General features: G+C 61.8%; 22 protein-coding genes. 18 read left to right on the top strand and 4 right to left on the bottom strand.

Annotated features, from left to right (window positions below; genetic code table 11):
* Nucleotides 1–27: 27 nt before the first annotated feature.
* Nucleotides 28–1,047, top strand: coding sequence for an alpha-ketoacid dehydrogenase subunit beta (locus AB7933_RS20420; RefSeq protein ID WP_024076037.1), 1,020 nt, complete (start codon nt 28–30; stop codon nt 1,045–1,047).
* On the top strand, nt 1,044–2,147 hold the full coding sequence (locus tag AB7933_RS20415; RefSeq protein ID WP_024076036.1) for an acetoin dehydrogenase dihydrolipoyllysine-residue acetyltransferase subunit: 1,104 nt from the start codon (nt 1,044–1,046) through the stop codon (nt 2,145–2,147). Before AB7933_RS20420 ends, AB7933_RS20415 begins: the two co-directional genes overlap by 4 nt.
* 451 nt (nt 2,148–2,598) lie before the next feature.
* On the opposite strand, the gene AB7933_RS20410 is transcribed toward AB7933_RS20415, so the two are convergent.
* Nucleotides 2,599–3,495 carry a helix-turn-helix domain-containing protein gene (locus AB7933_RS20410; protein ID WP_024076035.1) on the bottom strand — a complete coding sequence of 299 codons (897 nt, stop codon included), beginning with the start codon at nt 3,493–3,495 and terminating at the stop codon, nt 2,599–2,601.
* A 139-nt stretch (nt 3,496–3,634) separates the two neighbouring features.
* Here AB7933_RS20410 and AB7933_RS20405 point away from each other — a divergent pair, with 139 nt between their 5' ends.
* Genes AB7933_RS20405 through AB7933_RS20390 form a run of 4 tightly spaced genes read left to right on the top strand, consistent with a single transcriptional unit; the run spans nt 3,635 to nt 7,868 of the window.
* Nucleotides 3,635–4,993 carry a glutamine synthetase family protein gene (locus AB7933_RS20405; protein ID WP_041161242.1) on the top strand — a complete coding sequence of 453 codons (1,359 nt, stop codon included), beginning with the start codon at nt 3,635–3,637 and terminating at the stop codon, nt 4,991–4,993.
* A 22-nt stretch (nt 4,994–5,015) separates the two neighbouring features.
* The gene (locus AB7933_RS20400) at nt 5,016–6,104 is read left to right on the top strand and encodes a polyamine ABC transporter substrate-binding protein (protein WP_024076033.1); all 1,089 of its coding nucleotides are present in this window, start codon (nt 5,016–5,018) and stop codon (nt 6,102–6,104) included.
* Nucleotides 6,101–7,396, top strand: a complete 1,296-nt coding sequence (locus AB7933_RS20395) for an NAD(P)/FAD-dependent oxidoreductase (protein WP_024076032.1) — start codon at nt 6,101–6,103, stop codon at nt 7,394–7,396. Before AB7933_RS20400 ends, AB7933_RS20395 begins: the two co-directional genes overlap by 4 nt.
* A 25-nt stretch (nt 7,397–7,421) precedes the next feature.
* Entirely contained in the window at nt 7,422–7,868 is a 447-nt protein-coding gene (locus tag AB7933_RS20390; protein ID WP_051448929.1) for an SRPBCC family protein, read from the top strand.
* Nucleotides 7,869–8,113: 245 nt separating this feature from the next.
* On the opposite strand, the gene AB7933_RS20385 is transcribed toward AB7933_RS20390, so the two are convergent.
* Both AB7933_RS20385 and AB7933_RS20380 read right to left on the bottom strand, forming a co-directional pair.
* Nucleotides 8,114–9,508, bottom strand: a complete 1,395-nt coding sequence (locus AB7933_RS20385; protein WP_024076030.1) for a sensor histidine kinase — start codon at nt 9,506–9,508, stop codon at nt 8,114–8,116.
* Nucleotides 9,486–10,169: a response regulator transcription factor gene (locus tag AB7933_RS20380; protein ID WP_003219726.1), complete on the bottom strand. Its 684-nt coding sequence runs from the start codon at nt 10,167–10,169 to the stop codon at nt 9,486–9,488. The genes AB7933_RS20385 and AB7933_RS20380 overlap by 23 nt, the downstream gene beginning before the upstream one ends.
* 506 nt (nt 10,170–10,675) lie before the next feature.
* Between AB7933_RS20380 and AB7933_RS20375 the strand changes: the two genes are divergently transcribed.
* Entirely contained in the window at nt 10,676–11,581 is a 906-nt protein-coding gene (locus AB7933_RS20375) for a hypothetical protein (RefSeq protein WP_024076029.1), read from the top strand.
* 211 nt (nt 11,582–11,792) lie between these two features.
* Here the strand turns inward: AB7933_RS20375 and AB7933_RS20370 are convergent, their stop codons facing one another.
* The gene (locus AB7933_RS20370) at nt 11,793–12,713 is read right to left on the bottom strand and encodes a MurR/RpiR family transcriptional regulator (RefSeq protein ID WP_024076028.1); all 921 of its coding nucleotides are present in this window, start codon (nt 12,711–12,713) and stop codon (nt 11,793–11,795) included.
* 284 nt (nt 12,714–12,997) lie between these two features.
* On the opposite strand from AB7933_RS20370, the gene AB7933_RS20365 reads away from it, so the two are divergent.
* The 11 genes from AB7933_RS20365 (at nt 12,998) to AB7933_RS20315 (ending at nt 25,752) form a co-directional block, all read left to right on the top strand.
* Nucleotides 12,998–14,935, top strand: a complete 1,938-nt coding sequence (locus AB7933_RS20365; protein ID WP_024076027.1) for a bifunctional 5-dehydro-2-deoxygluconokinase/5-dehydro-2-deoxyphosphogluconate aldolase — start codon at nt 12,998–13,000, stop codon at nt 14,933–14,935.
* A 110-nt stretch (nt 14,936–15,045) separates the two neighbouring features.
* Complete coding sequence (gene iolE, locus AB7933_RS20360; protein WP_024076026.1) at nt 15,046–15,936, top strand: myo-inosose-2 dehydratase; 891 nt, start codon at nt 15,046–15,048, stop codon at nt 15,934–15,936.
* A complete protein-coding gene (iolB, locus tag AB7933_RS20355) occupies nt 15,936–16,724 on the top strand; it encodes a 5-deoxy-glucuronate isomerase (protein ID WP_024076025.1) in 789 nt (262 codons plus the stop codon). The genes iolE and iolB overlap by 1 nt, the downstream gene beginning before the upstream one ends.
* A gap of 23 nt (nt 16,725–16,747) precedes the next feature.
* Nucleotides 16,748–17,563, top strand: a complete 816-nt coding sequence (locus AB7933_RS20350; RefSeq protein ID WP_024076024.1) for a TIM barrel protein — start codon at nt 16,748–16,750, stop codon at nt 17,561–17,563.
* A 10-nt stretch (nt 17,564–17,573) separates the two neighbouring features.
* Nucleotides 17,574–19,505, top strand: a complete 1,932-nt coding sequence (iolD, locus tag AB7933_RS20345; protein WP_024076023.1) for a 3D-(3,5/4)-trihydroxycyclohexane-1,2-dione acylhydrolase (decyclizing) — start codon at nt 17,574–17,576, stop codon at nt 19,503–19,505.
* 19 nt (nt 19,506–19,524) lie between these two features.
* Nucleotides 19,525–20,535, top strand: a complete 1,011-nt coding sequence (locus AB7933_RS20340; RefSeq protein WP_024076022.1) for a Gfo/Idh/MocA family protein — start codon at nt 19,525–19,527, stop codon at nt 20,533–20,535.
* A 198-nt stretch (nt 20,536–20,733) separates the two neighbouring features.
* The gene (locus AB7933_RS20335) at nt 20,734–21,762 is read left to right on the top strand and encodes a Gfo/Idh/MocA family protein (protein WP_024076021.1); all 1,029 of its coding nucleotides are present in this window, start codon (nt 20,734–20,736) and stop codon (nt 21,760–21,762) included.
* A gap of 127 nt (nt 21,763–21,889) precedes the next feature.
* Nucleotides 21,890–22,069, top strand: coding sequence for a hypothetical protein (locus tag AB7933_RS20330; protein ID WP_081730344.1), 180 nt, complete (start codon nt 21,890–21,892; stop codon nt 22,067–22,069).
* Nucleotides 22,070–22,117: 48 nt separating this feature from the next.
* Complete coding sequence (locus AB7933_RS20325) at nt 22,118–23,053, top strand: sugar ABC transporter substrate-binding protein (protein ID WP_024076020.1); 936 nt, start codon at nt 22,118–22,120, stop codon at nt 23,051–23,053.
* A 64-nt stretch (nt 23,054–23,117) separates the two neighbouring features.
* Entirely contained in the window at nt 23,118–24,671 is a 1,554-nt protein-coding gene (locus AB7933_RS20320) for a sugar ABC transporter ATP-binding protein (protein WP_024076019.1), read from the top strand.
* A gap of 58 nt (nt 24,672–24,729) precedes the next feature.
* Entirely contained in the window at nt 24,730–25,752 is a 1,023-nt protein-coding gene (locus AB7933_RS20315; protein ID WP_024076018.1) for an ABC transporter permease, read from the top strand.
* Nucleotides 25,753–25,906 lie beyond the last annotated feature (154 nt).

The following is a 25,906-nucleotide window of genomic DNA, read 5'->3' as shown; positions in this document are numbered from 1 at the left end:
ACAAAAACAATTCGTGGAGAGACCGTCATGGCTCGCAAAATCAGTTATCAGCAAGCTATCAACGAAGCCCTGGCCCAGGAAATGCGCCGGGACCAGAGTGTGTTCATCATCGGCCAGGACGTCTCCGGCGGCACCGGTTCCCCCGGCGAGCAGGATGCCTGGGGGGGCGTGCTCGGCGTGACCAAGGGCCTGTACCCGCAGTTTCCCGACCGCGTACTCGATGCGCCATTGTCCGAAGTCGGCTACGTCGGCATGGCGGTCGGCGCGGCGACCCGCGGCATGCGCCCGGTGTGCGAATTGATGTTCGTCGACTTTATCGGCTGCTGCCTCGACCAGTTGCTCAACCAGGCCGCCAAGTTTCGCTATATGTTCGGTGGCAAGACCACCACGCCGCTGGTGGTACGCGCCATGTACGGCGCCGGCCTGCGCGCCGCGGCCCAGCATTCGCAGATGCTCACCTCGATGTGGACGCACATCCCCGGCCTCAAGGTGGTGTGCCCGGCCACGCCGTATGATGCCAAGGGCATGCTGATCCAGGCGATCCGCGACAACGACCCGGTGATCTTCCTCGAGCACAAAATGCTCTACAGCCTGCAGGGCGAAGTGCCGGAAGAGCTGTACACCGTACCTTTTGGCGAAGCCAACTTTGTACGCGAAGGCAATGACGTCACCCTGGTGACCTACGGGCGCATGGTGCATATCGCCCTGGAAGCCGCGGCCAACCTGGCGCGCCAGGGTATCGACTGCGAAGTCTTGGACCTGCGCACCACCAGCCCGCTGGACGAAGACAGCATCCTCGAAAGCGTGGAGAAAACCGGGCGCCTGGTGGTGATCGACGAATCCAACCCACGTTGCTCCATCGCCACCGATATCAGCGCCTTGGTCGCACAGCGCGGGTTTTCGTTCCTGCGCGCGCCCATCGAAATGGTCACCGCGCCACACACACCGGTGCCGTTCTCCGATGCGCTGGAAGACCTGTACATCCCCAATGCCGCGAAGATCGAGGCGGCTGTGCTGAAGATCGCCGACAAGAGGACTGCCGCATGATCCATACCTTGACCATGCCCAAGTGGGGGTTGTCGATGACCGAGGGCCGCATTGATGTGTGGCTGAAACAACCCGGCGACTCGGTGGAGAAGGGGGAGGAAGTGCTGGATGTGGAGACCGACAAGATTTCCAGCAGTGTCGAGGCGCCGTTCAGCGGTGTGCTGCGCCGGGTGCTGGCGCTGAGCGACGAGACCTTGCCGGTGGGGGCGTTGCTCGGGATCGTGGTGGAGGGCGAGGCCACGGAAGCCGAGATTGACGCGGTGATCGAAGGCTTCCAGGCCGGGTTCGTGTCCAGTGCGGCCGAGGCGGAAGCCTCGGGGCCCCGCGCGCAGAAAGTCGAGGTGGGCGGGCGCCTGCTGCGCTACCTCGACCTCGGCGAGGGCGGCACGCCGCTGGTGCTGGTGCATGGCTTTGGCGGCGACTTGAACAACTGGTTGTTCAATCACGCGGCCCTGGCCGCCGAGCGGCGGGTGATCGCCCTGGACCTGCCGGGGCACGGCGAGTCGGGCAAGGCCCTGCAAAACGGCGACGCCGACGAGCTGGGCCAGGCGCTGCTGGCGTTGCTCGATCACCTTGAACTCGACCGTGTGCACCTGGCCGGGCACTCCATGGGTGGTTTGGTCAGCCTGACAGTGGCGCGGCAAGCGCCGGCGCGGGTCGCCTCGCTGACCCTGATTGCCAGCGCCGGGCTGGGTGAAGCGATCAACGGGGACTACCTGCAAGGGTTTACCGAGGCCAACAACCGCAACGCGCTCAAGCCGCAGTTGGTGCAACTGTTCAGCGACCCGGCACTGGTCACGCGGCAGATGCTGGAGGACATGCTCAAGTTCAAGCGCCTCGAAGGCGTGGACCAGGCATTACGCCAACTCAATGCCCAGCTGTTCGATGGCGGGCGGCAGCGCCTGGATCTGCGCAACGTGGTGGGGCAGCAGCCGAGCCTGGTGATCTGGGGCGATGACGATGCAATCATCCCGGCCAGCCATGCCCAGGGGCTGGAGGCCCAGGTGGAGATATTGCCGGGGCAGGGGCATATGGTGCAGTTGGAGGCGGCGGAGCGGGTGAACCAGTTGATGGCAGCCTTCCTCAACTCCCAAGCCTGATAGCGAACCCAATGTGGGAGGCCTCACGACAGCGCTATCGCGCAGCAAACTGACCCCCCTGTGGCGAGCGGGCTTGTTGTGGCGAGCGGGCTTGCCCTAATGCCGTTCAGTTAAGGTTTTTTTGTAGGAGCGAGCTTGCTCGCGAAGAACTCACAGACGCCGCGTTCATTCAGGAAACACGCGTTATCGTTGACGTTTTTCGCGAGCAAGCTCGCTCCTACAGAAGGCGATGTCCGCTTAACTGAACGGCATTAGGGCTTGCCCCGCGTTGGGCTGCGAAGCGGCCCCAATGAAGGACGAATGCGGTGTACCAGATATTCCGCAGAGACTGGTTTTGGGGCTGCTGCGCAGCCCAACGCGGGGCAAGCCCGCTCGCCACAAGGCTCTAGTTTGCTGTGCGACAGTGCTAAGTCGGGGATTTAGTGAGACCTCCCACATTGTCGAATGCATTTCAAAGTGAGCGCTTGAGGGTCTCGCTCGGCAGTTCCTTGAACAGCGCTCTATAGCTGTTAGAGAACCGCCCCAAATGCCAGAACGACCAGTTCATCGCCACTTCGGCCACGGTCGTTCCGCTACCGCTCAACAACTCCCGCCGCGCGCCGTTCAAGCGCCGCAAGCGCAACCACTGCGCCGGGCTCATCCCGGTGTAGGTCTTGAAGCCCTGCTGCAACTGGCGAAGCGGCACGCCGGCGATACGCGCCAGTTCCAGCAGGTTGACGCTTTCATCGGGTGCATCCGCCGCCCATTCGCCAATGCGTGCCATCAACTGGCGTTCTTGGCTGCGCCGCTGCAATGAACTGCGGTCCAGGCACACGCATGCGTTATCGAGAATGAACAGGCAATCGTCGAGCAACTGTTGGGTGAGGGTGTCGCGGCTGACCGGGTCGATCGTGCTGGACAAGCGCGTCAGGGTTCCACTGAGCCAGCGACTGAACAACGCATTCTGTTGGCAGAGCAGCGGCGCCATGAACAGCCCTTCGAGTTTCGCCACATCCAGCCCATGGCGCTGCACGAACTGCGGGCCGAACACCACCGCCACTTCACGGTAGTTCTCCGGGGTGATCCACGTGTTGCGGCTTTCACCATTCAGCAGGTACAGCGCGTTGTCGCTGCCATCGAAACAGAACGCCAGGGACCCCGGCGGCGCATTGAAATGCTGCTCCACACGGGTGTTCATGCACTCTTCGTAGACCTCGACGCCTTGCAGGTCGAGGTAGCGGATACGGCCGGCGAAATGCCCCGGGGACATCTGCTGGTACTGCTGTACCCAGCCGGGTGTCGCACGGCATTGAGCGGCCACATCACCGGTGGTGAAGGCCTGTACGCGCAAGGCGGTTGCCTGTGTCATGGGGTGATCCGTACGCACTCTATTGGTGCGTTGTGGTTCGTGCAAAGTGGATAGATGCCGTTCGACGGCTGGCCCAAGATAGACCTCAATGCGCCAGGAGTACAAGCCGGCGCAGCACTCCACCCATGACGAGGTCCTTATGAACGCCCCCTTCGATCAGCTGTCCGCCTGGCTGAAAGAACACAAGATTACCGAGGTCGAATGCGTGATCAGTGATTTGACTGGCATTGCACGCGGCAAGATCGCACCCACCAACAAGTTCCTGCATGAGCGAGGCATGCGCCTGCCGGAAAGTGTGTTGCTGCAAACGGTAACCGGGGACTTTGTCGACGACGATATCTACTACGACCTGCTCGACCCGGCCGACATCGACATGGTCTGCCGCCCGGTGGCCAATGCCACCTATGTGGTGCCGTGGGCGATTGAACCCACCGCCATCGTGATCCACGACACCTTCGACAAACAGGGTAACCCCATCGAACTGTCGCCGCGCAATGTGCTCAAGAAGGTCCTGCAGCTCTATACCGAGCAAGGCTGGCAGCCGATTGTCGCGCCGGAAATGGAGTTCTACCTGACTCAGCGCTGCGAAGACCCGGACCTGCCGCTGAAAACCCCGGTGGGTCGTTCCGGCCGTGCCGAGACCGGTCGGCAGTCGTTTTCCATCGACGCGGCCAACGAGTTCGACCCGCTGTTCGAGGACGTCTATGACTGGTGCGAAGCCCAGGGCCTGGACCTCGATACGCTGATCCACGAAGACGGCCCGGCGCAGATGGAAATCAACTTCCGCCATGGCGACGCGTTGGACCTTGCTGACCAGATCACCGTGTTCAAGCGCACCCTGCGCGAGGCCGCGCTCAAGCACAATGTGGCCGCGACCTTCATGGCCAAGCCCGTGGCCGATGAGCCGGGCAGCGCCATGCACCTGCACCAGAGCGTGGTGGAGATCGCCACGGGCAAGCCGGTGTTTGTCGACGCCGACGGCAAGATGAGCCAACTGTTCCTGCATCACATTGGCGGGTTGCAGAAGTACATCCCCAAGCTGTTGCCGATGTTCGCGCCGAACGTGAACTCGTTCCGCCGCTTTTTGCCGGACACATCGGCGCCGGTCAATGTGGAGTGGGGCGAAGAAAACCGCACGGTCGGCCTGCGCGTGCCCACCTCGAACCCCGACGCCATGCGCGTGGAAAACCGCCTGCCCGGCGCGGATGCCAACCCTTACCTTGCGATCGCCGCCAGCCTGCTGTGTGGCTACCTGGGCATGATCGAACGGATCGAACCCAGCGCCCCGGTGGAGGGCCGCGCCTACGAGCGGCGCAACCTGCGCCTGCCCATCACCCTCGAAGACGCCCTGGTGCGCATGGAGGAGTGCGCGACGGTCAAGCAGTACCTGGGCGACAAGTTCGTGCGTGGCTACGTCGCGGTCAAACGCGCCGAACATGAGAATTTCAAGCGGGTGATCAGTTCCTGGGAGCGTGAGTTCCTGTTGTTGAGCGTCTAAATAATCATAAAGGGGTGTCGATATGCGTCTCGTGAAAAAGCTTCTCCCGCTGGCCCTGGTGGCGGCGTTCAGCAGTGCCAGCCAGGCGGCGCCAACCGTCAGCGTCTACAACTGGACCGACTACATCGGCGAAACCACCCTGGCCGATTTCCAGGCCAAGACGGGGATCAAGGTGATCTACGACGTGTTCGACTCCAACGAAACCCTGGAGGGCAAGTTGCTGGCGGGGCGCACCGGGTATGACGTGGTGGTGCCGTCCAACCACTTCCTCGCGCGCCAGGTGAAGGCCGGCGCGTTCCTCAAGCTGGACCGTGCGCAGTTGCCCAACTTCAAGAACCTCGACCCCAAGCTGCTCAAGCTGCTGGAGAAAAACGACCCCGGCAACGCGCACTCGGTGCCGTACCTGTGGGGCACCAATGGCATCGGCTATAACGTCGACAAGGTCAAGCAGGTGCTGGGCATCGACCATATCGATTCGTGGGCGGTACTGTTCGAGCCGGAGAACCTCAAGAAGCTCAACCAGTGCGGCGTGGCCTTCCTTGATTCGGCGGACGAGCTGTTCCCGGCGATCCTCAATTACATGGGCAAGGACCCGCGCAGCGAGAATCCCAAGGACTACCAGGAAGCCGAGGCCAAGTTGCTGACGCTGCGCCCCTACATCACCTACTTCCATTCTTCCAAGTACATCTCGGACTTGGCCAACGGTGATATCTGCGTAGCCTTTGGTTATTCCGGCGACGTATTCCAGGCCGCCAACCGCGCCAAGGAAGCCAAGAACGGAGTGAACATTGCCTACTCGATTCCCAAGGAAGGCTCCAACCTGTGGTTTGACCTGCTGGCGATTCCGGCCGATGCGAGCAACCCGAAAGAAGCCCACGCGTTTATCAACTACCTGCTGGATCCCGAAGTGATTGCCAAGGTCAGTGCCTCGGTCGGCTATGCCAACGCCAACCCGGCGGCGAAGGCGTTCATGGACCCGGAACTGGTGAACAACCCTGAGGTGTATCCGTCCCAGGAAGTCCTCGACAAACTCTATATTTCCACCACGCCGACCCCGGCGACCATGCGCCTGATGACCCGCGCGTGGAGCAAAGTGAAGACCAATAAATGACGCAGTCCCGTGACCACGCCCGTTCCTATTACCGAGCCACGGCCAACGCGGTTGTCGAGCGCCCTTCACTGGGCGCCGACTTGACCGCCGACGTGTGTGTGATCGGCGGCGGGTTCACCGGCGTCAACACGGCCATCGAGCTGGCGCAGCGCGGGCTCTCGGTGATCCTGCTGGAGGCCCGACGCATCGGTTGGGGCGCCAGCGGGCGTAATGGCGGGCAGTTGATTCGCGGTATCGGCCATGACGTGGCGGGGTTTGCCAAGTACGTGGGCGAGGAGGGCGTGCGTTACCTGGAGCGTGCCGGGATCGATTCGGTGGCGTTGGTGGGTGAACGCATTATCGAGCACGGCATCGACTGCGACTTGCGCTGGGGCTTTTGTGAACTGGCCAATACCCCGGCGCAGTTTGCTGCGTTCAACGGCGAGCAGGAGCACCTGGCGGCATTGGGGTATGCCCATGAAACCCGCCTGGTGGGCCCTCTGGATATACAACAGGTGGTGGGTTCGACGGTCTATGCCGGTGGCCTGGTGGACATGGGGTCCGGGCATTTGCACCCACTCAATCTGGTGCTGGGTGAGGCGAAGGTCGCCGAGTCCCTCGGCGTGCAGATCTTTGAACACACCGAGGTGGTGGAACTGATCCACGGCGACACGGTTAAGGTGCGTTGCGCCGCCGGTACGGTGCGTGCTGCCAACCTGGTGCTGGCGTGCAATGCACATCTGGAAGAACTGGAGCCGCGCTTGAGTGGCAAGGTGCTGCCCGCCGGCAGCTACATCATCGCCACTGAGCCGTTGTCGCCGGCGCTGGCCCGTCAACTGATCCCACAGAACCTGGCGCTGTGCGACCAGAAAGTCGGCCTGGATTACTACCGGCTATCCGCAGATCGTCGCCTGTTGTTCGGTGGCGCTTGCCATTACTCCGGACGCGATCCGGTGGACATCGCGGCCTATATGCGGCCGAAAATGCTCAAGGTGTTCCCACAGTTGGCCACCACCGCCATCGAGTTCCAATGGGGCGGCAAGATCGGCATTACCGCCAACCGCTTCCCGCAGGTCGGGCGCTTGAAGCAGTACCCCAACGTGTTCTACGCCCAGGGGTATTCCGGGCATGGGCTGAACGTCACCCATTGGTGCGCGCGACTGCTGGCCGAAGGCATTCACGCCGGTACAAGCCCAGGCCTGGATATTTTCAGCCAGGTGCCCCACATGACCTTCCCCGGCGGCAAGGCATTGCGTTCGCCGCTGCTGGCACTGGGGATGCTGTGGTATCGGTTGAGGGAATTGATGCATTGACGTGCAGGGCGTGGCAGTCTGGGCGATGTTTTCCTATGACTTCTGGAGATTTACCGTGCCAAAAGCAGCCGCAGTAATTGAAATTCCGGTATCGGCCGATCAGGTCTGGCAGCTAGTGGGTGGCTTCAACAGCCTGCCGGACTGGCTGCCGCTGATCACCAAGAGCGAGCTCGGTGAAGGCGGCCGCCTACGTCACCTGCAAACCGCTGACGGCGGCGTGGTGGTCGAGCGTTTGCAGACTTTCGATAACGTGGCGCGCACCTACAGCTATACGATTGAACAGTCACCGTTTCCGGTGAGTGCGTACCTGTCGACGCTGCAGGTCGAGGCGCTGACGGAGTCGTCGGCCAAGGTGACCTGGTCGGGCGTGTTTACCCCGGCGGCGGGTACCACGGATGCCGCGGTGGAAGCGTTGTTTGCCGGGGTTTACACAGGTGGGGTCGAGGCGTTGCGGGCGAATTTCCCGGGCTGATCCGCTCTATCAGGGGAGCGCTGTGGCGCATCAAACTGCCCCCCTCTGTGGCGAGCGGGCTTGCCCCGCGTTGGGCTGCGAAGCAGCCCCCAATAAGGCCACCGCATTTCTTCTGGTAGAACCGGGAGACTGGTTTTAGGGCCGCTACGCGCCCCAACGCGGGGCAAGCCCGCTCGCCACAACAAGCACGCTAGCCACAACAAGCCCGCTCGCCAGCCACAGGTAGGGGGATCTCCCACAGGCTCTCAGGCTTCGGGCATCAGCTGCTGGCGGCATTCAAGGACCAGGCGCGCACCGCCTTGCTCGCTGGTACCGACTTCCAACTTGAACCCATGCAAGTTGATGATCGCCGCGACAATCGACAAGCCCAGCCCGAAGCCTCCTCGCTGGTCGCCTTCGTCCACGCGATAGAAACGTTGGAACACCGCATCACGCTCCGCTGCCGGTATGCCTGGCCCGGAGTCGTGCACTTCGATGCGTGCGCTGCCGGCGTCATTGAGCCCGCGCAAAATCACTTCACCACCCGGTGGGGAGAACTTGATCGAATTGCTCAGCAAGTTGGACAGGGCCTCGAACAACAGGGCACGGTCGCCGGTGATCCACGGCAGGGACTCCGGAACATCCAGCCTGAGGTGCAATTCGCCTTCCTCGGCCAAGGGCAGGTAGAAGTCATGCAGTTCGCGTAACAGGGGCAGGGGGTCCATCACCAGGAAGCCGGAGCGGCGCTGGTGGTCTTCCAGTTCCGAGATGCGCAACAGCCCGCGAAAGCGCGCCATCAGGGTATCGGTCTCGGCAATCGCGTCGTCCAGTTTCACGGCGTAGCCCGAGTCTTTCTCTGCCTCCTGCCGGATACGGTACAGCTGCGCCCGCAGGCGGGTCAGCGGGGTGCGCAGGTCGTGGGCGATGTTGTCGCACACGCCCTTGACCTCGTTCATCAGCTTCTCGATACGGTCGAGCATGGCGTTGACGATGGCGGCGAGCATATCGAGCTCGTCACGCCGATTCGACAGCGGCAAACGGTGGGTGAGGTCGCCGGCGACGATGGCTTCGGCGCTGGCCTGGATCCCGCGGATTCGCCGTAACGGGCGGCGGCGCAACAGGTGCCAGCCGGCCGCGCCGGGGATGATGGTCAGGGACAGCGCCCACAACAACGCATGCCAGATGATCCGGGTCACGCCGAACAGCGAACCGTTGGCGCGCACCAGCACCAGCCAGCGGCCGTCGTCGGTATGGGTCACCACGGCGTCGCAGCTGTCCTTGGGCAGTTTCGGGTCGTCAGAGTCGACGCAATTAACCAGGGCGTGGATCTTGCCGTCCCTCGGAAGGTCTGGCGGGATCGCGCGGATCGGTCCGCTCAACGGGCGAAATTGCTCGTCGAACAGGCCATAGGCGTCCACGCCCTTCATGTCGAAGGTCATGCTGGTGGTCAGGGCTTCGACCAGTTCTTCGCCGTCGAAGCGTTGGAACAGATGCTGGCGCTGCATCAGCGAATGGCGCGACAGGTCGCCCAGGTAACCCGACACCTCGTAGTACAGCACCCCCATGAGGATGCAACTCCAGGCCACGAACAGCGAACTGTACAGCGCCAGCAAGCGGCTGCTGGAAGAACGCCAGCCCTTAGAGGGGTTCAGCAATGACATAACCGGAACCTCGTACCGTGCGGATCAGCGGCGTGAGGCCCGGTGGATCGATTTTCTTGCGCAGGCGACCGATGTGGACATCGATCAGGTTGGTGCCCGGGTCGAAGTGATAACCCCAGACTTCCTCGAAGATCATCATCCGCGACAGGATCTGCCCGGTGTTGCGCATTAGGAATTCCAGCAGTTTGTATTCGGTGGGCAGCAGGCTCAGGGGTTGCTCGGCGCGGCTGGCTTCACGGCTGATCAGGTTGAGTTCGAGGTCGGCCACGCGCAACGCGGTTTCAAATTCCTTGACCGTGCTTTTGCGTCGCAGCAGCACCTCGACGCGGGCGGCCATTTCGTCGGAGGCGAAGGGTTTGGTCAGGTAGTCGTCGCCACCGGCGCGCAGGCCGCGCACGCGTTCGTCCACATCGGAGAGCGCGCTGATCATCAGGATCGGTGTCGACACGCCGATGGTGCGCAGGGTGGTGACGATGGCCAGGCCATCGAGTTCCGGCAGCATACGGTCGAGGGTGATCAGATCGTAATCACCACTCACAGCGCGGACCAGGCCTTCACGGCCGTTGTCCACCCAATCTACGTCCAGTCCATGGCTACTCAGCTCGGCGACGATCTCGCGGGCCGTTACGGCGTCATCCTCGATAGTCAAAATGCGGGTCATAGGATTACCTGGTGAGCGATTCACACTAGAAGTGGGGGCATTTTGCCAAGAAATGGCTGAATGCTTCCTAAATAAAACTTCATATTGGCAAAACTGACACAAGTTTCATGGCTGGCATCGGCCGGTGAGGGCGGGGGGGAAGGCCCTAACGCCAGTCGGTCAAGGCATTTTTGTAGGAGCGAGCTTGCTCGCGAAAAACGTCAACGATAACGCGTGCCTCCTGAATCAACGCGGCGCCTGTGAGTTTTTCGCGAGCAAGAACTAGGCGTCCCCCTCGCTCCTACACAAGCGGCTGTACGTTGGCATTAGGGCCAGCCCCTCCCACAGGGAATGCATAACGCCCGCCTGAAACAGTCATTTATTGCAAGTTGCATGGTTCAAGGGAGTTCAATTTTGTTAACTGTTTGAAAATTATGAATTTTATTTTTTCAACTGCCTGGCACGCTGGCTGCACTGTCCCTTTTGAGACTTGTAACACTTAATTTCCTGCCGGGAGCTGAACAACAATGATTACATCCTCATCCACGCTGCAAGAGTCGAGCACGCTCTCCGGGGTTTCCTGGGGGGCGATTTTCGCCGGGGCCGCTGCCGCGGCTGCGTTGTCCCTGATCCTGGTGCTGCTGGGCTTCGGCCTGGGCTTTTCGGCGGTGTCGCCGTGGGCCGACAGCGGTATCAGCGCCAAGGGCCTTGGCATTTCCACCATTGTCTGGCTGGCCTTTACCCAGATCGTCGCCTCGGGCCTGGGCGGCTACATCGCCGGCCGGTTGCGGGTGAAGTGGGCCAATATGCATGGCGATGAGGTGTACTTTCGCGACACGGCCCATGGCTTCCTGGCCTGGGCGGTCGCCACGCTGATCACCGCAGTGCTGGTGGTCGGTTCGGTCAGCAGTGTGGTGAGCGGTGGTGTGAAAGCCGGTGCCAGCGTGGCAGCAGGCGCGGCCAACGGGATCACTCAAGCCGCGGGCAGCGCAGCCAAAGGCGTTAACGGCGGCGACTTCGACTACTACGTCGACAGCCTGTTTCGTGATGATCGCCCGGTCGCCGTCAGTGATGACGCTGCCCATGGCGTGGTTGCACGCATCTTCACCCGCACCCTGAGCAATGATGGCCAACTCGCCGCAGACGACCGTGCCTACCTGGCCCAGTTGATCAGCCAGCGCACCAACCTCAGCCAGGCCGATGCCGAAGCGCGTATCGACAAAGTCTACGGCGATGCCCGTAAAGCGGTCGAAGACGCCAAGCTCAAAGCCAAGCAAGCCGCGGATACGGCCGCCAAAGTCGCCGCCTATACCTCACTGTGGACCTTTGTCGCCCTGTTGATCGGCGCCTTCTTTGCCAGCTTCGCCGCGACCTTTGGTGGCCGTCGCCGCGATGCCGTGGTGTACGTCGAAACCGAAACCTACGTTCGTTAACTCAAGGAGAACACCATGCGCTCATTACTTCTGTGGTTCCTCGGCGTGCCGATCCCGGTGATCATCCTGATCGCGATCTTCATGCACTGATCCGAGTTATTTGTGAGAGGGGGCTTGCTCCCGATATAGGGTGTCAGTCAGCCGAGCCGGCGACTGATACCCTATATCGGGGGCAAGCCCCCTCCCACATTTGATTTGGGGTGTTTGATGGTCAGTCGTCGAATCCGACTTGCTCGTGAATTTCGTCCACCTTCAATTCCAGTCGATACGCCACGGCAATGAATAACGCCTGGCACAGGCACAAGGTGGCGCTCAACGAACGGAAGGCAAACGACGAACCCTCATTGACCAGCAGCACCGCATTCGCCCGCTTGGCCAGGGGCGAGAGGTTGCTATCGGTGATGATCAGGGTCTTGGCCTGGTGGTGCTGGGCGATGCGCAGGCAGTGCTGGGTCTCTTTACCGTAGGGGGTGAAACTGATGGCGATCACCAGGTCGTTGGCGCGCACGCTGCGCATCTGCTCGCGATAGCTGCCACCCAGGCCGGAAATCAGGTGAATGCGCTTGTTGGTGTGTTGCAGGTTGTAGACCAGGTAATCGGCCACCGCGAAGGAGCGCCGTACGCCCACCACGTAGATATTGTCAGCGTTGACCACCAGGTCCACGGCTTTCTCGAAGGCTGCATCATCGAGCTCCAGCCCCAGGCGTTCGATCCCCGAAAGGGTGGCGTTGACGCACTCGCGCGCCAGGTCACCGCCACTGGCTTTCTGCGACTTGTTGGCGATCATGCTGCGGATGCGCTGCTGGTAGTTCTGCACCGGCGTGGTCTTGTGGGTGTAGGCCTCGCGAAACAGCGCCTGCATCTCACTGAACCCGCTGAAGCCGAAGCGCTGGGAGAACCGCACGATGGCCGACGGGTGCACTTCGCATTCGCGGGCGATGTCGCTGATGCGGTCGACCATGATCCGGTCGCTCTGCTGGCTCATATAACTGGCAATGCGCTTGAGCTGGCGCGGCAGGCTTTCGTACTCATCGGTGATCAGCTGCAACAAGCGTTCGGCATTGATCGGAGGGCTGGCGAGAGTGTCTTGGGAAGCGGTCTCGGGCGTGGCCGGCTGATCGGTGCGGGACATGGGCAATCCTTCTGGCTTGTTCTTCGGTGCGCTGATGGGTGGACGCAAGTCTACAGGGTAGGCGCAAAAAAATACCCCGGCATCACCGGGCCCGTGGTCTGCTGAAACGATCCACGCGGGCTGGCAGGCCCCTATGCTGACGTATTGGAAAAAATATTCCACTAAAAATAATTCTGGAATAAATATTGATTGAGGACGCTGAACGTTCTAGTCTGCTTCCACCAAGAGCGTTTGCCGTCGCTACGGCGGCACAACGCAGGCTGATAAAAATAACAGGAGCCAGCATGGGCCAGACTCGTTTTGCCAGTGGGCGTCAATTGGATTTGATTTGCCTCGGGCGCCTGGGCGTCGACCTCTATGCACAGCAAGTCGGTGCACGGCTTGAGGACGTGTCCAGTTTCGCCAAATACCTCGGCGGTTCCTCCGCCAATATCGCCTTCGGCACCGCCCGGCTGGGGCTCAAGTCGGCCATGCTCAGCCGGGTGGGCGACGACCATATGGGGCGTTTCCTGGTGGAGTCCCTGGCACGTGAGGGCTGCGACGTCAGCGGCATCAAGGTCGACCCGGAGCGCCTCACCGCGCTGGTGCTGCTCGGCCTCAAGGACCGCGAGACCTTCCCCCTGGTGTTCTACCGTGAAAACTGCGCCGACATGGCCCTGCGCGGCGAAGACATCAACGAAGCCTTTATCGCCTCCAGCAAGGCGTTGCTGATCACCGGCACGCATTTCTCCACCGACGGCGTGTACAAGGCCAGCATCCAGGCCCTGGACTATGCAGCCAAGCACAACGTCCAGCGGGTGCTGGATATCGACTACCGTCCGGTGCTGTGGGGCCTGGCGGGCAAGGCCGATGGCGAGACCCGTTTCGTCGCCGACCAGAAGGTCAGCCAGCATGTGCAGAAAATCCTGCCGCGCTTCGACCTGATCGTCGGTACGGAAGAAGAATTTCTGATCGCCGGTGGCAGTGAAGATCTGCTCACCGCCCTGCGCACCGTGCGCGAACTGACCCCGGCGACCCTGGTGGTCAAGCTCGGCCCCCAGGGTTGCACGGTGATTCACGGTGCGATCCCTGCGCGGCTGGAAGACGGTGCGATCTACCCCGGCGTGCGCGTTGAAGTGCTCAATGTGCTGGGCGCCGGCGATGCCTTTATGTCGGGCTTCCTCAGCGGTTGGCTGAACGACGCCAGCGACGAGCGTTGCAGCCAGTTGGCCAATGCCTGCGGCGGCCTGGTGGTCTCCCGCCACGCCTGCGCCCCGGCCATGCCGACGCCGGCCGAACTGGATTACCTGTTCAACAGCCCGGTACCGATTACCCGCCCGGACCAGGACGCAACCCTGCAACGCCTGCACCGCGTCAGCGTGCCCCGCAAGGCGTGGAAACAGCTGTTCATTTTCGCCTTCGACCACCGCTGGCAATTGGTCGACCTGGCGCAGCGCGGTGGGCAGGACCTGACGCGCATCAGTGCGATCAAGCAGCTGTTTATCCAGGCGGTGGAGCGGGTGGAGCACAAGCTGCGCGAGCAGGGCGTGGCGGCCGATGTGGGCCTGCTCGCCGACCAGCGCTTTGGCCAGGACGCGCTCAACGCCGCCAGCGGTCGTGGTTGGTGGATCGCGCGTCCGGTGGAGGTGCAGAACTCGCGGCCCCTGGCGTTCGAGCATGGGCGGTCGATCGGCAGCAACCTGATCGCCTGGCCCCAGGAGCAGATCATCAAGTGCCTGGTGCAATACCACCCCGATGACGAGCCATTGCTGCGCCTGGAACAGGAAGCCCAGCTCAAGGCGGTGTATGAGGCATCCCTGGTCAGCGGTCATGAACTGCTGCTGGAAGTCATCCCGCCCAAGGATCATCCGTCCACCTACCCGGACGTGCTCTACCGCAGCCTCAAGCGCCTGTACAACCTGGGTATCTACCCGGCGTGGTGGAAGATCGAGGCGCAGCCGGCCGAGGATTGGAAAAAGCTCGATGCGCTGATCCAGGAACGCGACCCGTACTGCCGTGGCGTGGTACTGCTGGGCCTGAATGCGTCAGCCGAAAGCCTGGCCGAGGGGTTCCGCAACGCCAGTCAGAGCAGCACCTGCCGTGGGTTTGCCGTGGGCCGTACGATCTTCCAGGAACCGAGTCGTTTGTGGATGGCGGGGGAGATCGATGATGAGACGTTGATTCAGCAGGTACAGGCGACCTTTGAGCAACTCATCGGCGCCTGGCGCAGTGCCCGAACCTGATCACCGTTCTCAATGTGCAATGCAATTCCAATGTGGGAGGGGGCAAGTCCCCTCCCACATAAAAGCAAATCTCACCAGGCTTAAGTCAGATAAAAACAATAGGTGCAGCCATGCCCGCAATCCGAATTGGCATCAACCCGATCTCCTGGAGCAACGACGACCTGCCGGCCCTGGGCGGTGAAACGCCCCTGAGCACTGCCTTGAGCGAAGGTAAGGAAATCGGCTACGAAGGGTTTGAACTCAACGGCAAATTCCCCAAGGACGCCAAGGGCGTCGGCGACGTATTGCGTCCCTATGACCTGGCGCTGGTCTCCGGCTGGTATTCCAGCCGCCTGGCCCGGCGCTCGGTGGCGGAAGAAATCGAGGCCATCGCCGGCCACGTCGAACTGCTGAAACAAAACGGCGCCACCGTACTGGTGTACGGCGAAGTCGCCGATTCGATCCAGGGCTCACGCATCCGCCTGATTGAACGCCCGCGTTTGCACAGTGAGCAGGCGTGGCAGGACTACGCCGACAAACTCACGGAACTCGCACGCTTCACCCTGTCCCAGGGCGTGCGCCTGGCCTACCACCACCATATGGGCGCCTACGTCGAATCCCCGCAAGACATCGACGAATTGATGCGCCGCACTGGCCCGGAAGTCGGCCTGCTGTTCGATTCGGGCCACTGCTACATGGGCGGCGGCGAACCCCTCGAGGTGCTGCGCAAGCATATCGACCGCGTCTGCCACGTGCATTTCAAGGACGTGCGCAAGCCGGTGGTGCAACTGGCGCGCAACCAGATGTGGAGCTTTCCCGACTGCATCGTCAACGGCACCTTCACCGTGCCCGGCGATGGCGATATTGACTTTGCCGCGCTGCTCGACGTGCTGCTGGCGGCCCGATACGAAGGGTGGCTGGTGGTGGAAGCCGAGCAGGACCCGGCGGTGGCGCCCAGTTATATCTATGCCAAAAAGGGCTACGACACCTTGCGAGCCCTTCTCAGCGAGAGGACCCGGTGATGAGCTTGTTGGTCAAAAGCAGCAAACGCGGCCAAACCATGGTCGCCCTGGAAGCCGGCCGCCTGGAGTACGTGGGCTTTGCCGCCTACCGCTTGAGCCTGGGCGAAACCCTGCCTGTCACCGCCGGCGATCAGGAGCTGTGCCTGGTGCTGCTCAGCGGTCGCGTGACGATCCAGGGCGAAGGTTTCAACTGGCAGAACCTCGGGGATCGCCAATCGGTGTTCGAAGACAAATCGCCGTTCGCCGCTTACTTGCCGCCGGGCACCGACGCCCAGGTGACAGCCCTGAGCGACGTGCAAATCGCGGTCTGCGCCGCGCCCGGTGCGGCGGGTTACGAACCTCGCCTGATCCGCCCCGAGCAGTGCAAGCGCAGCGTGCGTGGCAAAGGCGCCAACACCCGCTACGTGTGCGACATCCTGCCGGACAGCGAGCCGGCCCATTCCCTGCTGGTGGTGGAAGTGCGCACGCCGTCCGGGCACTCGTCCAGCTACCCGCCGCACAAGCACGACACCGACGACCTGCCGCACCAAAGCTTTCTCGAAGAGACCTACTACCACCAGGTCAACCCGCCCCAGGGTTTCGTGTTCCAGCGGGTGTACACCGACGACCGCAGCATCGACCAGGCCATGGCCGTGGAAAACAGCGACCTGGTGGTGGTGCCCAAGGGGTATCACCCGGTCAGCGTGCCGTATGGCTACGAGTCCTACTACCTGAACGTGATGGCCGGCCCCAAGCGGGCCTGGCATTTCCATAACGACCCGCAGCACAGCTGGCTGCTGGACCTTTAACCGGTTTTGGACGGAGAACAACAATGAAGTCGCCTCTACGCTTTGCCCTTAACCGTATGGTCGCGCCCAACCTGTCCCTACCGGATTTCATCCAGCTGGCCGTGGCCTTGAAATGCGATGCCATCGAGCTTCGCAACGACCTCAAGGACCGTCAAATCGAATACGGCACCCCGGCCAGCCGCGTGCGCGAAATGTGCGCGGCACAGGGCATCACGGTGCTGTCGATCAACGCGCTGTACCCCTTTGATGTGTGGAACGCCGAACGCCGCGCCCAGGCGATCGAGCTCGCCACCTACGCCCGTGAATGCGGGGCCCAGGGCCTGGTGATGTGCCCGTTCAATGAGCGCGGCGATACCCGCGACGAGGCCCAGCGCGCTGCCGGTCTGCGCACGGCACTGAGCGAACTGGCGCCGATCCTGCGCGAATACGGGATTCTCGGTTTTATCGAGCCGCTGGGTTTCCAGGCGTGTGCCCTGCGCCACAAACGCGTGGCGGTGGACGCGATCCAGTCCATCGGTGGCCTGGATGTGTTCCGCCTGGTGCACGACACCTTCCATCACCACCTGGCCGGCGAGCAGGCGTTTTTCCCCGAACTGACCGGCCTGGTGCATATCTCCGGCGTGGAAGAGGCCGAGGCCCCGCTGAGTTCGATCCGCGACGGCCACCGCGTGCTGGTGGGCGAGGGCGACATTCTCGGCAATGCAGCCCAGATCGACACCTTGCTCAGCACCGGCTACAGCGGCTATCTGTCGTTCGAGCCGTTTGCCGAAAGCGTGCATGCGCTGACGGATATCCAGCAGGCGTTGGGGGCAAGCATCGCCCACCTGCAAAAACGATAAGGGACGCCACATGACCACTACCCGATTGACCATGGCCCAGGCTCTGGTGAAGTTCCTGGACAACCAATACATCGAAGTCGACGGCGTGCAGAGCAAGTTCGTCGCCGGTGTGTTCACCATTTTCGGCCACGGCAACGTGCTCGGCCTGGGCCAGGCCCTGGAGCAGGACAGCGGCGACCTGGTCGTGCACCAGGGCCGTAACGAGCAAGGCATGGCCCACGCCGCTATCGGTTTTGCCAAGCAACACCTGCGCCGCAAGATCTACGCGTGCACCGCCTCCGTCGGCCCAGGCGCGGCGAATATGCTGACCGCCGCCGCGACCGCCACCGCCAACCGTATCCCGTTGCTGCTGTTGCCCGGTGATGTCTACGCCAGCCGCCAGCCCGACCCGGTGTTGCAACAGATCGAGCAGTTCCACGACCTGAGCATCAGCACCAACGATGCGTTTCGCTCCGTGAGCAAATACTGGGACCGCATCAACCGCCCTGAGCAGTTGATGACCGCGGCGATTCATGCCATGCGCGTGCTGACCGACCCGGCCGAGACCGGCGCGGTGACCCTGGCATTGCCGCAGGATGTGCAGGCTGAAGCCTGGGACTACCCCGACTACTTCCTGCAAAAACGTGTGCACCGTATCGACCGCCGCCCGGCCACCGTCGCGATGATCGGCGATGCGTTGGCGGCTTTCCGGGGCAAGCGCAAACCGCTGATCATCTGCGGTGGCGGCGTGAAGTACTCCGGCGCGAATGCCGCGCTGCAAGCCTTTGCCGAACGTTTTGATATTCCGTTCGCCGAAACCCAGGCGGGCAAGAGTGCAGTCGTGTCCGATCATCCGCTGAACGTTGGCGGTATCGGTGAAACCGGCTGCCTGGCGGCCAACCTGCTGGCGCCCGAGGCTGATCTGATCATCGGTATCGGTACGCGCTATACCGACTTCACGACCTCGTCGAAATCGCTGTTCAAGCATGCCGAGGTGACGTTTCTCAACCTCAATATCAGCCCCTGCGACGCGGTGAAACTCGACGGCGTGCAAGTGCTGGGCGATGCCAAAGTCGCCCTGGAAGCGCTGGCCGATGCCCTCGGCGACTACCGCGCCGGCTGGGGCGAGCAGGTCCGCGAGGCCAAGGCCCGGTTGGCGGCGGAAGTCGACCGCGTGCATTCGGTGGAATACCAGGGCGACGCCTTCGTGCCTGAGGTCGATGACCACCTGGACCGCGCCGTGCTGCGTGAATTTATCGAACTGACCGGCTCGTGCCTGACCCAAAGCCGAGTGCTCGGCGTACTCAACGAGCGCCTGGCTGACGACGCGATCATCGTCGCCGCAGCCGGCAGCCTGCCCGGCGATTTGCAGCGCGCCTGGCGCAGCAAGGGGGTCAACACCTACCACGTCGAGTACGGCTATTCGTGCATGGGCTACGAGATCAATGCCGCCCTTGGCGTGAAACTCGCCGAGCCGACCAAGGAGGTCTACGCCCTGGTCGGCGATGGCTCCTACATGATGCTGCACTCGGAGCTGGCCACCTCGATCCAGGAGCGACGCAAGATCAATGTGGTGCTGCTCGACAACATGGCCTTCGGCTGCATCAACAACCTGCAAATCGGCAATGGCATGGACAGCTTCGGCACCGAGTTCCGCTTCCGCAACCCCGAGAGCGGCAAGCTCGACGGCGGCCTGGTACCGGTGGACTTCGCCATGAGCGCGGCGGCCTATGGCTGCAAGACCTACAAGGTCAGCACGGTGGAACAGCTGGAAGCCGCCCTGGCCGACGCGCGCAAGCAGACGGTCTCGACCCTGATCGATATCAAGGTGCTGCCCAAGACCATGGTTCACGGCTACCTGTCGTGGTGGCGGGTCGGCGTGGCGCAGGTGTCTACCAGCGAGCGCACCAACGCCGCCGCGAAAAAACTCAATGAACACCTGGCCAAGGCCCGGCAGTACTAATAACAAGAGGAGTGTTTGTATGTCTTTGAAGCTAGGTGTAATCGGTACCGGCGCCATCGGCCGCGACCATATTCGTCGTTGCAGCCAGACCCTGCTCAACAGCCAGGTGGTAGCGGTGACCGACATCAACCTTGAGCAGGCCGCCAAGGTGGTGGCCGATTTGAAGCTGGACGCCGAGGTGTATGCCGATGGCCACGCGCTGATCCGTTCGCCTGAAGTTCAAGCCGTTCTCGTGACCTCCTGGGGCCCGAGCCACGAAGAGTTCGTGCTCGCCGCCATCGCCGCCGGCAAACCGGTGTTCTGCGAAAAACCCCTGGCGGTCACCGCCGAAGGTTGCCGCAAGATCGTCGAGGCCGAAGTGGCCTGCGGCAAGCGTCTGGTACAAGTGGGCTTCATGCGCCCGTATGACGAAGGCTATCGCGCCCTCAAGGCGGTGATCGACAGTGGCCAGATCGGTGAACCGTTGATGCTGCACTGCGCCCACCGCAACCCGACGGTAGGCGAGAACTACAAGACCGATATGGCGATCACCGATACCTTGATCCATGAGCTGGACGTGCTGCGTTGGCTGCTCGACGACGATTATGTTTCCGTGCAAGTGGTGTTCCCGCGCAAGACCAGTAAAGCCTTGGCTCACCTGCGCGACCCGCAGATCGTGTTGCTGGAAACCGCCAAGGGCACGCGCATCGACGTCGAAGTGTTTGTGAACTGCCAGTACGGCTACGACATCCAGTGCGAAGTGGTGGGGGAGACTGGCATCGCCAAGCTGCCGGAACCGTCCCAGGTGCAATTGCGCAGTGGCGCCAAACTGTCCAATGCGATTCTGATGGATTGGAAAGACCGGTTTATCGGCGCTTATGACGTGGAATTGCAGGCCTTCATTGATAGCGTGCTGGCGGGGCACGTCGGCGGGCCGTCGGCGTGGGATGGCTTTGCGGCTGCGGTGGCGGCGGATGCGTGTATCGAAGCGCAGGGCAGTGGGCAGATCGTCAAGGTCAGCCTGCCGGATCGCCCACGCTTCTACGGCTAACACTCGGTCAATGTGGGAGGTGTAGGAGCGAGTTTGCTCGCGAAGAACGTCAACGATAACGCGTGTTTCCTGAATGAACGCGGCGCCTGTGAGTTTTTCGCGAGCAAGCTCGCTCCTACAAAAAAGCCTTAATGACTGGCATTAGGGCAAGCCCCTCCCACCGTTGATTGGGTTTCCAATTCAACTCAGGAGTTGATCATGCGAATCGGACTAGTCGGCTACGGCCACGGCGGACGCTTCTTTCATGCGCCGCTGATTGCAACGCTGCCAGGCGCCGCGTTTGTCGGCGTGGTGACGCGTTCACCCGAGCGCCGCCAGCAATTGAGCACTGATCTTCCAGGGGTCAAGGCCTTTGACAGCATCGGCCAGATCGTCGAAGCCGGTGTCGACGCCCTGGTGATTTCCACCACCCTCAAGGGCCGTCCGGCCCTGGTGCTGGAGGCCATCGAGCATGGCGTGGCGGTGGTCAGCGACAAGCCCTTCGCCGCCAACGCCGAGCAGGCCCAGGCGCTGATCACCGCCGCCGAACGCCAGGGCGTGTTACTCAGCGTCTACCAGAACCGGCGCTGGGACTCGGACTACCTGACCCTGCGCAAACTGATCGACGCCGGTGCGCTGGGTACCATCACCCGCTTCGAGTCCCGTGTGGAGCGCTACAGCCCGCAAGCGGTGGGCAATGCTAGCGGTGGCGGCTGGTTGCGCGACCTGGGTAGCCACCTGGTGGACCAGGCACTGCAACTGTTCGGCCCGGTGGATCGGGTATTCGCACAGTTGCAGTTCACCCCGCAACATCCCACCCTCGACCATGGCTTCTTCGTTGCCCTGACCCACGCCAACGGGGTGATTTCCCACTTATGGGGCAGCGCCCTGCAAAATAGCCAGGCGCCGCGCTTTCGCGTCAGTGGCACCTTGGGTTGCTACACCGTCGATGGTTTGGATGGCCAGGAAGAGGCGCTGATGGCCGGTAAGTCGCCGAAAACCGAAGGCGAGCACTGGGGCGCTGAGGAGCATCGACGCTGGGGGTGGTTCGAACAGGGGCCGGAGCGCGAGCGGGTACCGTCGGAGAAGGGCTGCTGGACCCAGTTCTATCGGCAGTTGCAAGCCGCCGTGCAAGGCCGGGGACCGCTGCCGGTGGACGCCTATGACGCACTGGAAACCACCCGGCTACTGGATGCCGCACGCCTCAGTGCCGAGCGCCAGCAGGTGGTTTCAACAAAAATGGAATAAAATTCTAAAACAGGTTGATATGGAAATTATTTTCTAATAAAGTCTTTTCCAGGTTGCAGAAAGTACGTTCGGACTCGATTCGGGCGACTCAACAAAAACAAGATCAAAAACAACCAGGTACCGTCAGATGAAAATCTTCAGCGCTGTACTGCGAGTTTTACGCCCCGTCCTTGCGCCACGCGGCCTGCCCCGCGCCCGGCCATTCTACTTCTCCTTCCTTAATGTGCTGTGCGTCGAAAACAAAGGCGCCCTGGTCTGCTGTATTCCCGGGGCCCCGATTGTGCGACTGCCCTCGAATTCGCTCTGATAAACGCAACGTCCACAAAACCAACAAGAAATTGGAGACAGACCGTTCATGAAGACCCCGATCCGTTTTACCGCGCTGGCCCTGTCCATGATGCTGGCCAGCGGTTTTGCCACGGCTGCCGATCTCAAGGTGGGTGTGAGCATGTCCGCATTCGATGACACCTTCCTGACCTACCTGCGCGAAGACATGGACAAGCAAGCCAAGTCCTATCCCAAGGGCGATGGCGTGCAACTGCAATTCGAAGACGCTCGCGCCGACGTGGTCAAGCAACTGAGCCAGGTCGAGAACTTCATCAGCCAGAACGTCGACGCCATTATCGTTAACCCGGTCGACACCGCGTCGACCGCCAACATCATCAAGGCCGCCACCGCCGCGAAGATTCCGCTGGTGTTCGTCAACCGTCGTCCGGACCAGAAAGACCTGCCCAAGGACGTCGTCGCCGTCACCTCCGATGATGTCGAGGCCGGTAAGCTGCAAATGCAGTACATCGCCGAAAAGCTCGGTGGCAAGGGCAAGATCGTGATCCTGCTGGGTGACCTGGCGAACAACTCCACCACCAACCGCACCAAGGGTGTGAAGGAAGTGCTGGCCAAGTACCCGGGGATCAAGATCGAACAGGAGCAGACCGGCATCTGGCTGCGTGACAAGGGCATGACCCTGGTCAACGACTGGCTGACCCAGGGCCGCGAATTCAATGCCGTGCTGGCCAACAATGATGAGATGGCCATCGGTGCGTCCATGGCCTTGAAGTCGGCCGGTAAGGAAAAGGGCAGTGTGCTGATCGCGGGTGTCGACGGCACGCCGGACGGCTTGAGCGCGATCACCAAGGGCGACATGACCGTATCGGCGTTCCAGGATGCCAAGGGCCAGGCGGTGGGTTCGGTGGAAGCGGCGCGCAAGATGGCCAAGCACGAGCCGGTGGAGCAGAACGTGGTGATCCCTTTCCAGTTGATCACCCCGGACAACGTCAAAGACTTCAAGTAGCCCTGACATAACAACAATAAGCCGGCAGGGCGGTTACGGCCGCCCTGCAGATGGAGTACCCCTTATGCTTGCTCAAGCCACTGTCTCGCAGTCTCCGGGTATCCAGCCCCTGCCGCTGGACGAACCCTACCTGCTGGAAATCGTCAACATCAGCAAAGGCTTTCCCGGCGTCGTGGCCCTGGCCGATGTGCAATTGCGTGTACGCCCCGGGTCGGTGCTGGCGTTGATGGGCGAGAACGGCGCGGGCAAGTCGACGCTGATGAAAATCATCGCCGGTATCTACCAGCCCGACAGCGGGGAAATCCGCCTGCGGGGCCAGCCGATTGTGTTCGAGACACCGTTGGCCGCGCAGAAGGCCGGGATCGCGATGATCCACCAGGAACTCAACCTGATGCCCCATATGAGCATCGCCGAGAATATCTGGATCGGCCGTGAGCAGCTCAACAGCCTGCACATGGTCAACCACCGCGAAATGCACCGCTGCACCGCCGAATTGCTGGCGCGCCTGCGTATTAATCTGGACCCCGAGGAACACGTCGGCAACCTGAGCATCGCCGAGCGGCAGATGGTGGAGATTGCCAAGGCGGTGTCCTATGACTCCGACATCCTGATCATGGACGAACCGACGTCGGCGATTACCGAGAAGGAAGTCGAGCACCTGTTTTCGATCATTGCCGACCTCAAGTCCCAGGGCAAAGGCATTGTCTATATCACCCACAAGATGAACGAAGTGTTCGCCATCGCCGACGAGGTGGCGGTGTTCCGCGACGGTCACTATATCGGCCTGCAGCGGGCCGACAGCATGAACAGCGACAGCCTGATCTCGATGATGGTCGGCCGTGAACTCAGCCAATTGTTCCCGGTGCGCGAAGCGCCGATCGGCGAGCTGCTGCTGTCGGTGCGCGACTTGAGCCTGGACGGTGTGTTCAAGGATGTGTCGTTCGACCTGCATGCCGGCGAGATCCTCGGCATCGCCGGGTTGATGGGCTCGGGCCGCACCAATGTGGCGGAAACCCTTTTCGGGATCACCCCAAGCTCCAGCGGCCAGATCACCCTGGATGGCCAGCCGGTGCGTATCGCCGACCCGCACATGGCCATCGAGAAAGGCTTTGCCCTGTTGACCGAGGACCGCAAGCTCAGCGGCCTGTTCCCGTGCCTGTCGGTGCTGGAAAACATGGAGATGGCGGTGCTGCCGCTGTATTCGGGCAATGGGTTTATCCAGCAGAAAGCCTTGCGCGCGCTGTGCGAAGACATGTGCAAGAAGCTGCGGGTGAAGACCCCGTCCCTGGAACAGTGCATCGACACCCTGTCGGGCGGCAACCAGCAAAAGGCACTGCTGGCACGCTGGCTGATGACCAACCCTCGGTTGTTGATCCTTGATGAGCCGACCCGCGGTATCGATGTGGGGGCCAAGGCCGAGATTTACCGTCTGATTTCCTTTCTCGCCAGTGAAGGCATGGCCGTGATCATGATCTCCTCGGAGCTGCCCGAAGTGCTCGGCATGAGCGACCGGGTCATGGTGATGCACGAGGGTGAACTGATGGGCACCCTGGACCGTGCGGACGCGACCCAGGAAAAAGTCATGCATCTGGCTTCCGGTTTGCCGGTGGTCCACTGACGAACAGTCGCGCGGGCCTGCGGTTGGTCCGCGCCATAGAATAAGAAGGTGATTGGCTATGAACGCAATAACAGATAACAAGCCTGCCACGGCACCGGTCAAGCACCGTCGACGTTTGCCAACCGAACTGAGCATCTTCCTGGTGCTGATCGGTATCGGCCTGGTGTTTGAGCTGTTCGGCTGGATCGTGCGCGACCAGAGCTTCCTGATGAACTCCCAGCGCCTGGTGCTGATGATTCTGCAGGTATCGATCATCGGCCTGCTGGCCATCGGTGTGACCCAGGTGATCATCACCACCGGCATCGACCTGTCTTCCGGCTCGGTGCTCGCATTATCGGCGATGATCGCCGCCAGCCTGGCACAGACTTCCGATTTTTCCCGGGCGGTGTTTCCGTCCCTGACCGACCTGCCGGTCTGGATCCCGGTGGCGATGGGCCTCGGGGTGGGGCTGCTGGCGGGGGCGATCAACGGCAGCATTATTGCCGTCACCGGTATCCCGCCGTTTATCGCCACCCTGGGCATGATGGTCTCGGCCCGTGGCCTGGCGCGTTACTACACCGAAGGCCAGCCAGTGAGCATGCTTTCGGACTCCTACACGGCCATCGGCCATGGCGCGATGCCGGTGATCATCTTCCTGGTCGTGGCGGTGATTTTCCATATCGCCCTGCGCTACACCAAGTACGGCAAGTACACCTATGCCATCGGCGGCAATATGCAGGCGGCGCGTACCTCGGGGATCAACGTCAAGCGTCACTTGATCATCGTCTACAGCATTGCCGGGTTGCTGGCGGGCCTGGCCGGCGTGGTCGCTTCGGCGCGTGCGGCCACCGGCCAGGCCGGCATGGGGATGTCTTATGAGCTGGACGCGATTGCCGCTGCGGTGATCGGCGGCACGAGCCTGGCAGGCGGCGTAGGGCGCATTACCGGCACCGTGATCGGCGCGCTGATCCTTGGGGTGATGGCCAGCGGGTTTACTTTCGTCGGGGTGGATGCGTACATCCAGGACATCATCAAGGGCCTGATCATCGTGGTCGCGGTGGTGATCGACCAATACCGCAACAAGCGCAAGCTTAAGCGCTAAATGAACGTGTGACTGTTGAGCACTGAATGCAGGAGGGGGGAAGCCCTCTCCCATATTTTATGATTAACAGTCTGTTTCAACCGTTTGTCTTCTATATAGCTCCACAACATTGAATTTCTTGCTATAAACACACTCCGATGACCCGTTCACCAAG

This window comes from Pseudomonas gorinensis (genome assembly GCF_042015035.1).
In the GTDB taxonomy this organism is placed as follows: Bacteria; Pseudomonadota; Gammaproteobacteria; order Pseudomonadales; family Pseudomonadaceae; genus Aquipseudomonas; species Aquipseudomonas gorinensis.
The sequence above is the reverse complement of the archived record's forward strand: the minus strand, read 5'-3'. Positions and strand labels throughout refer to the sequence as shown.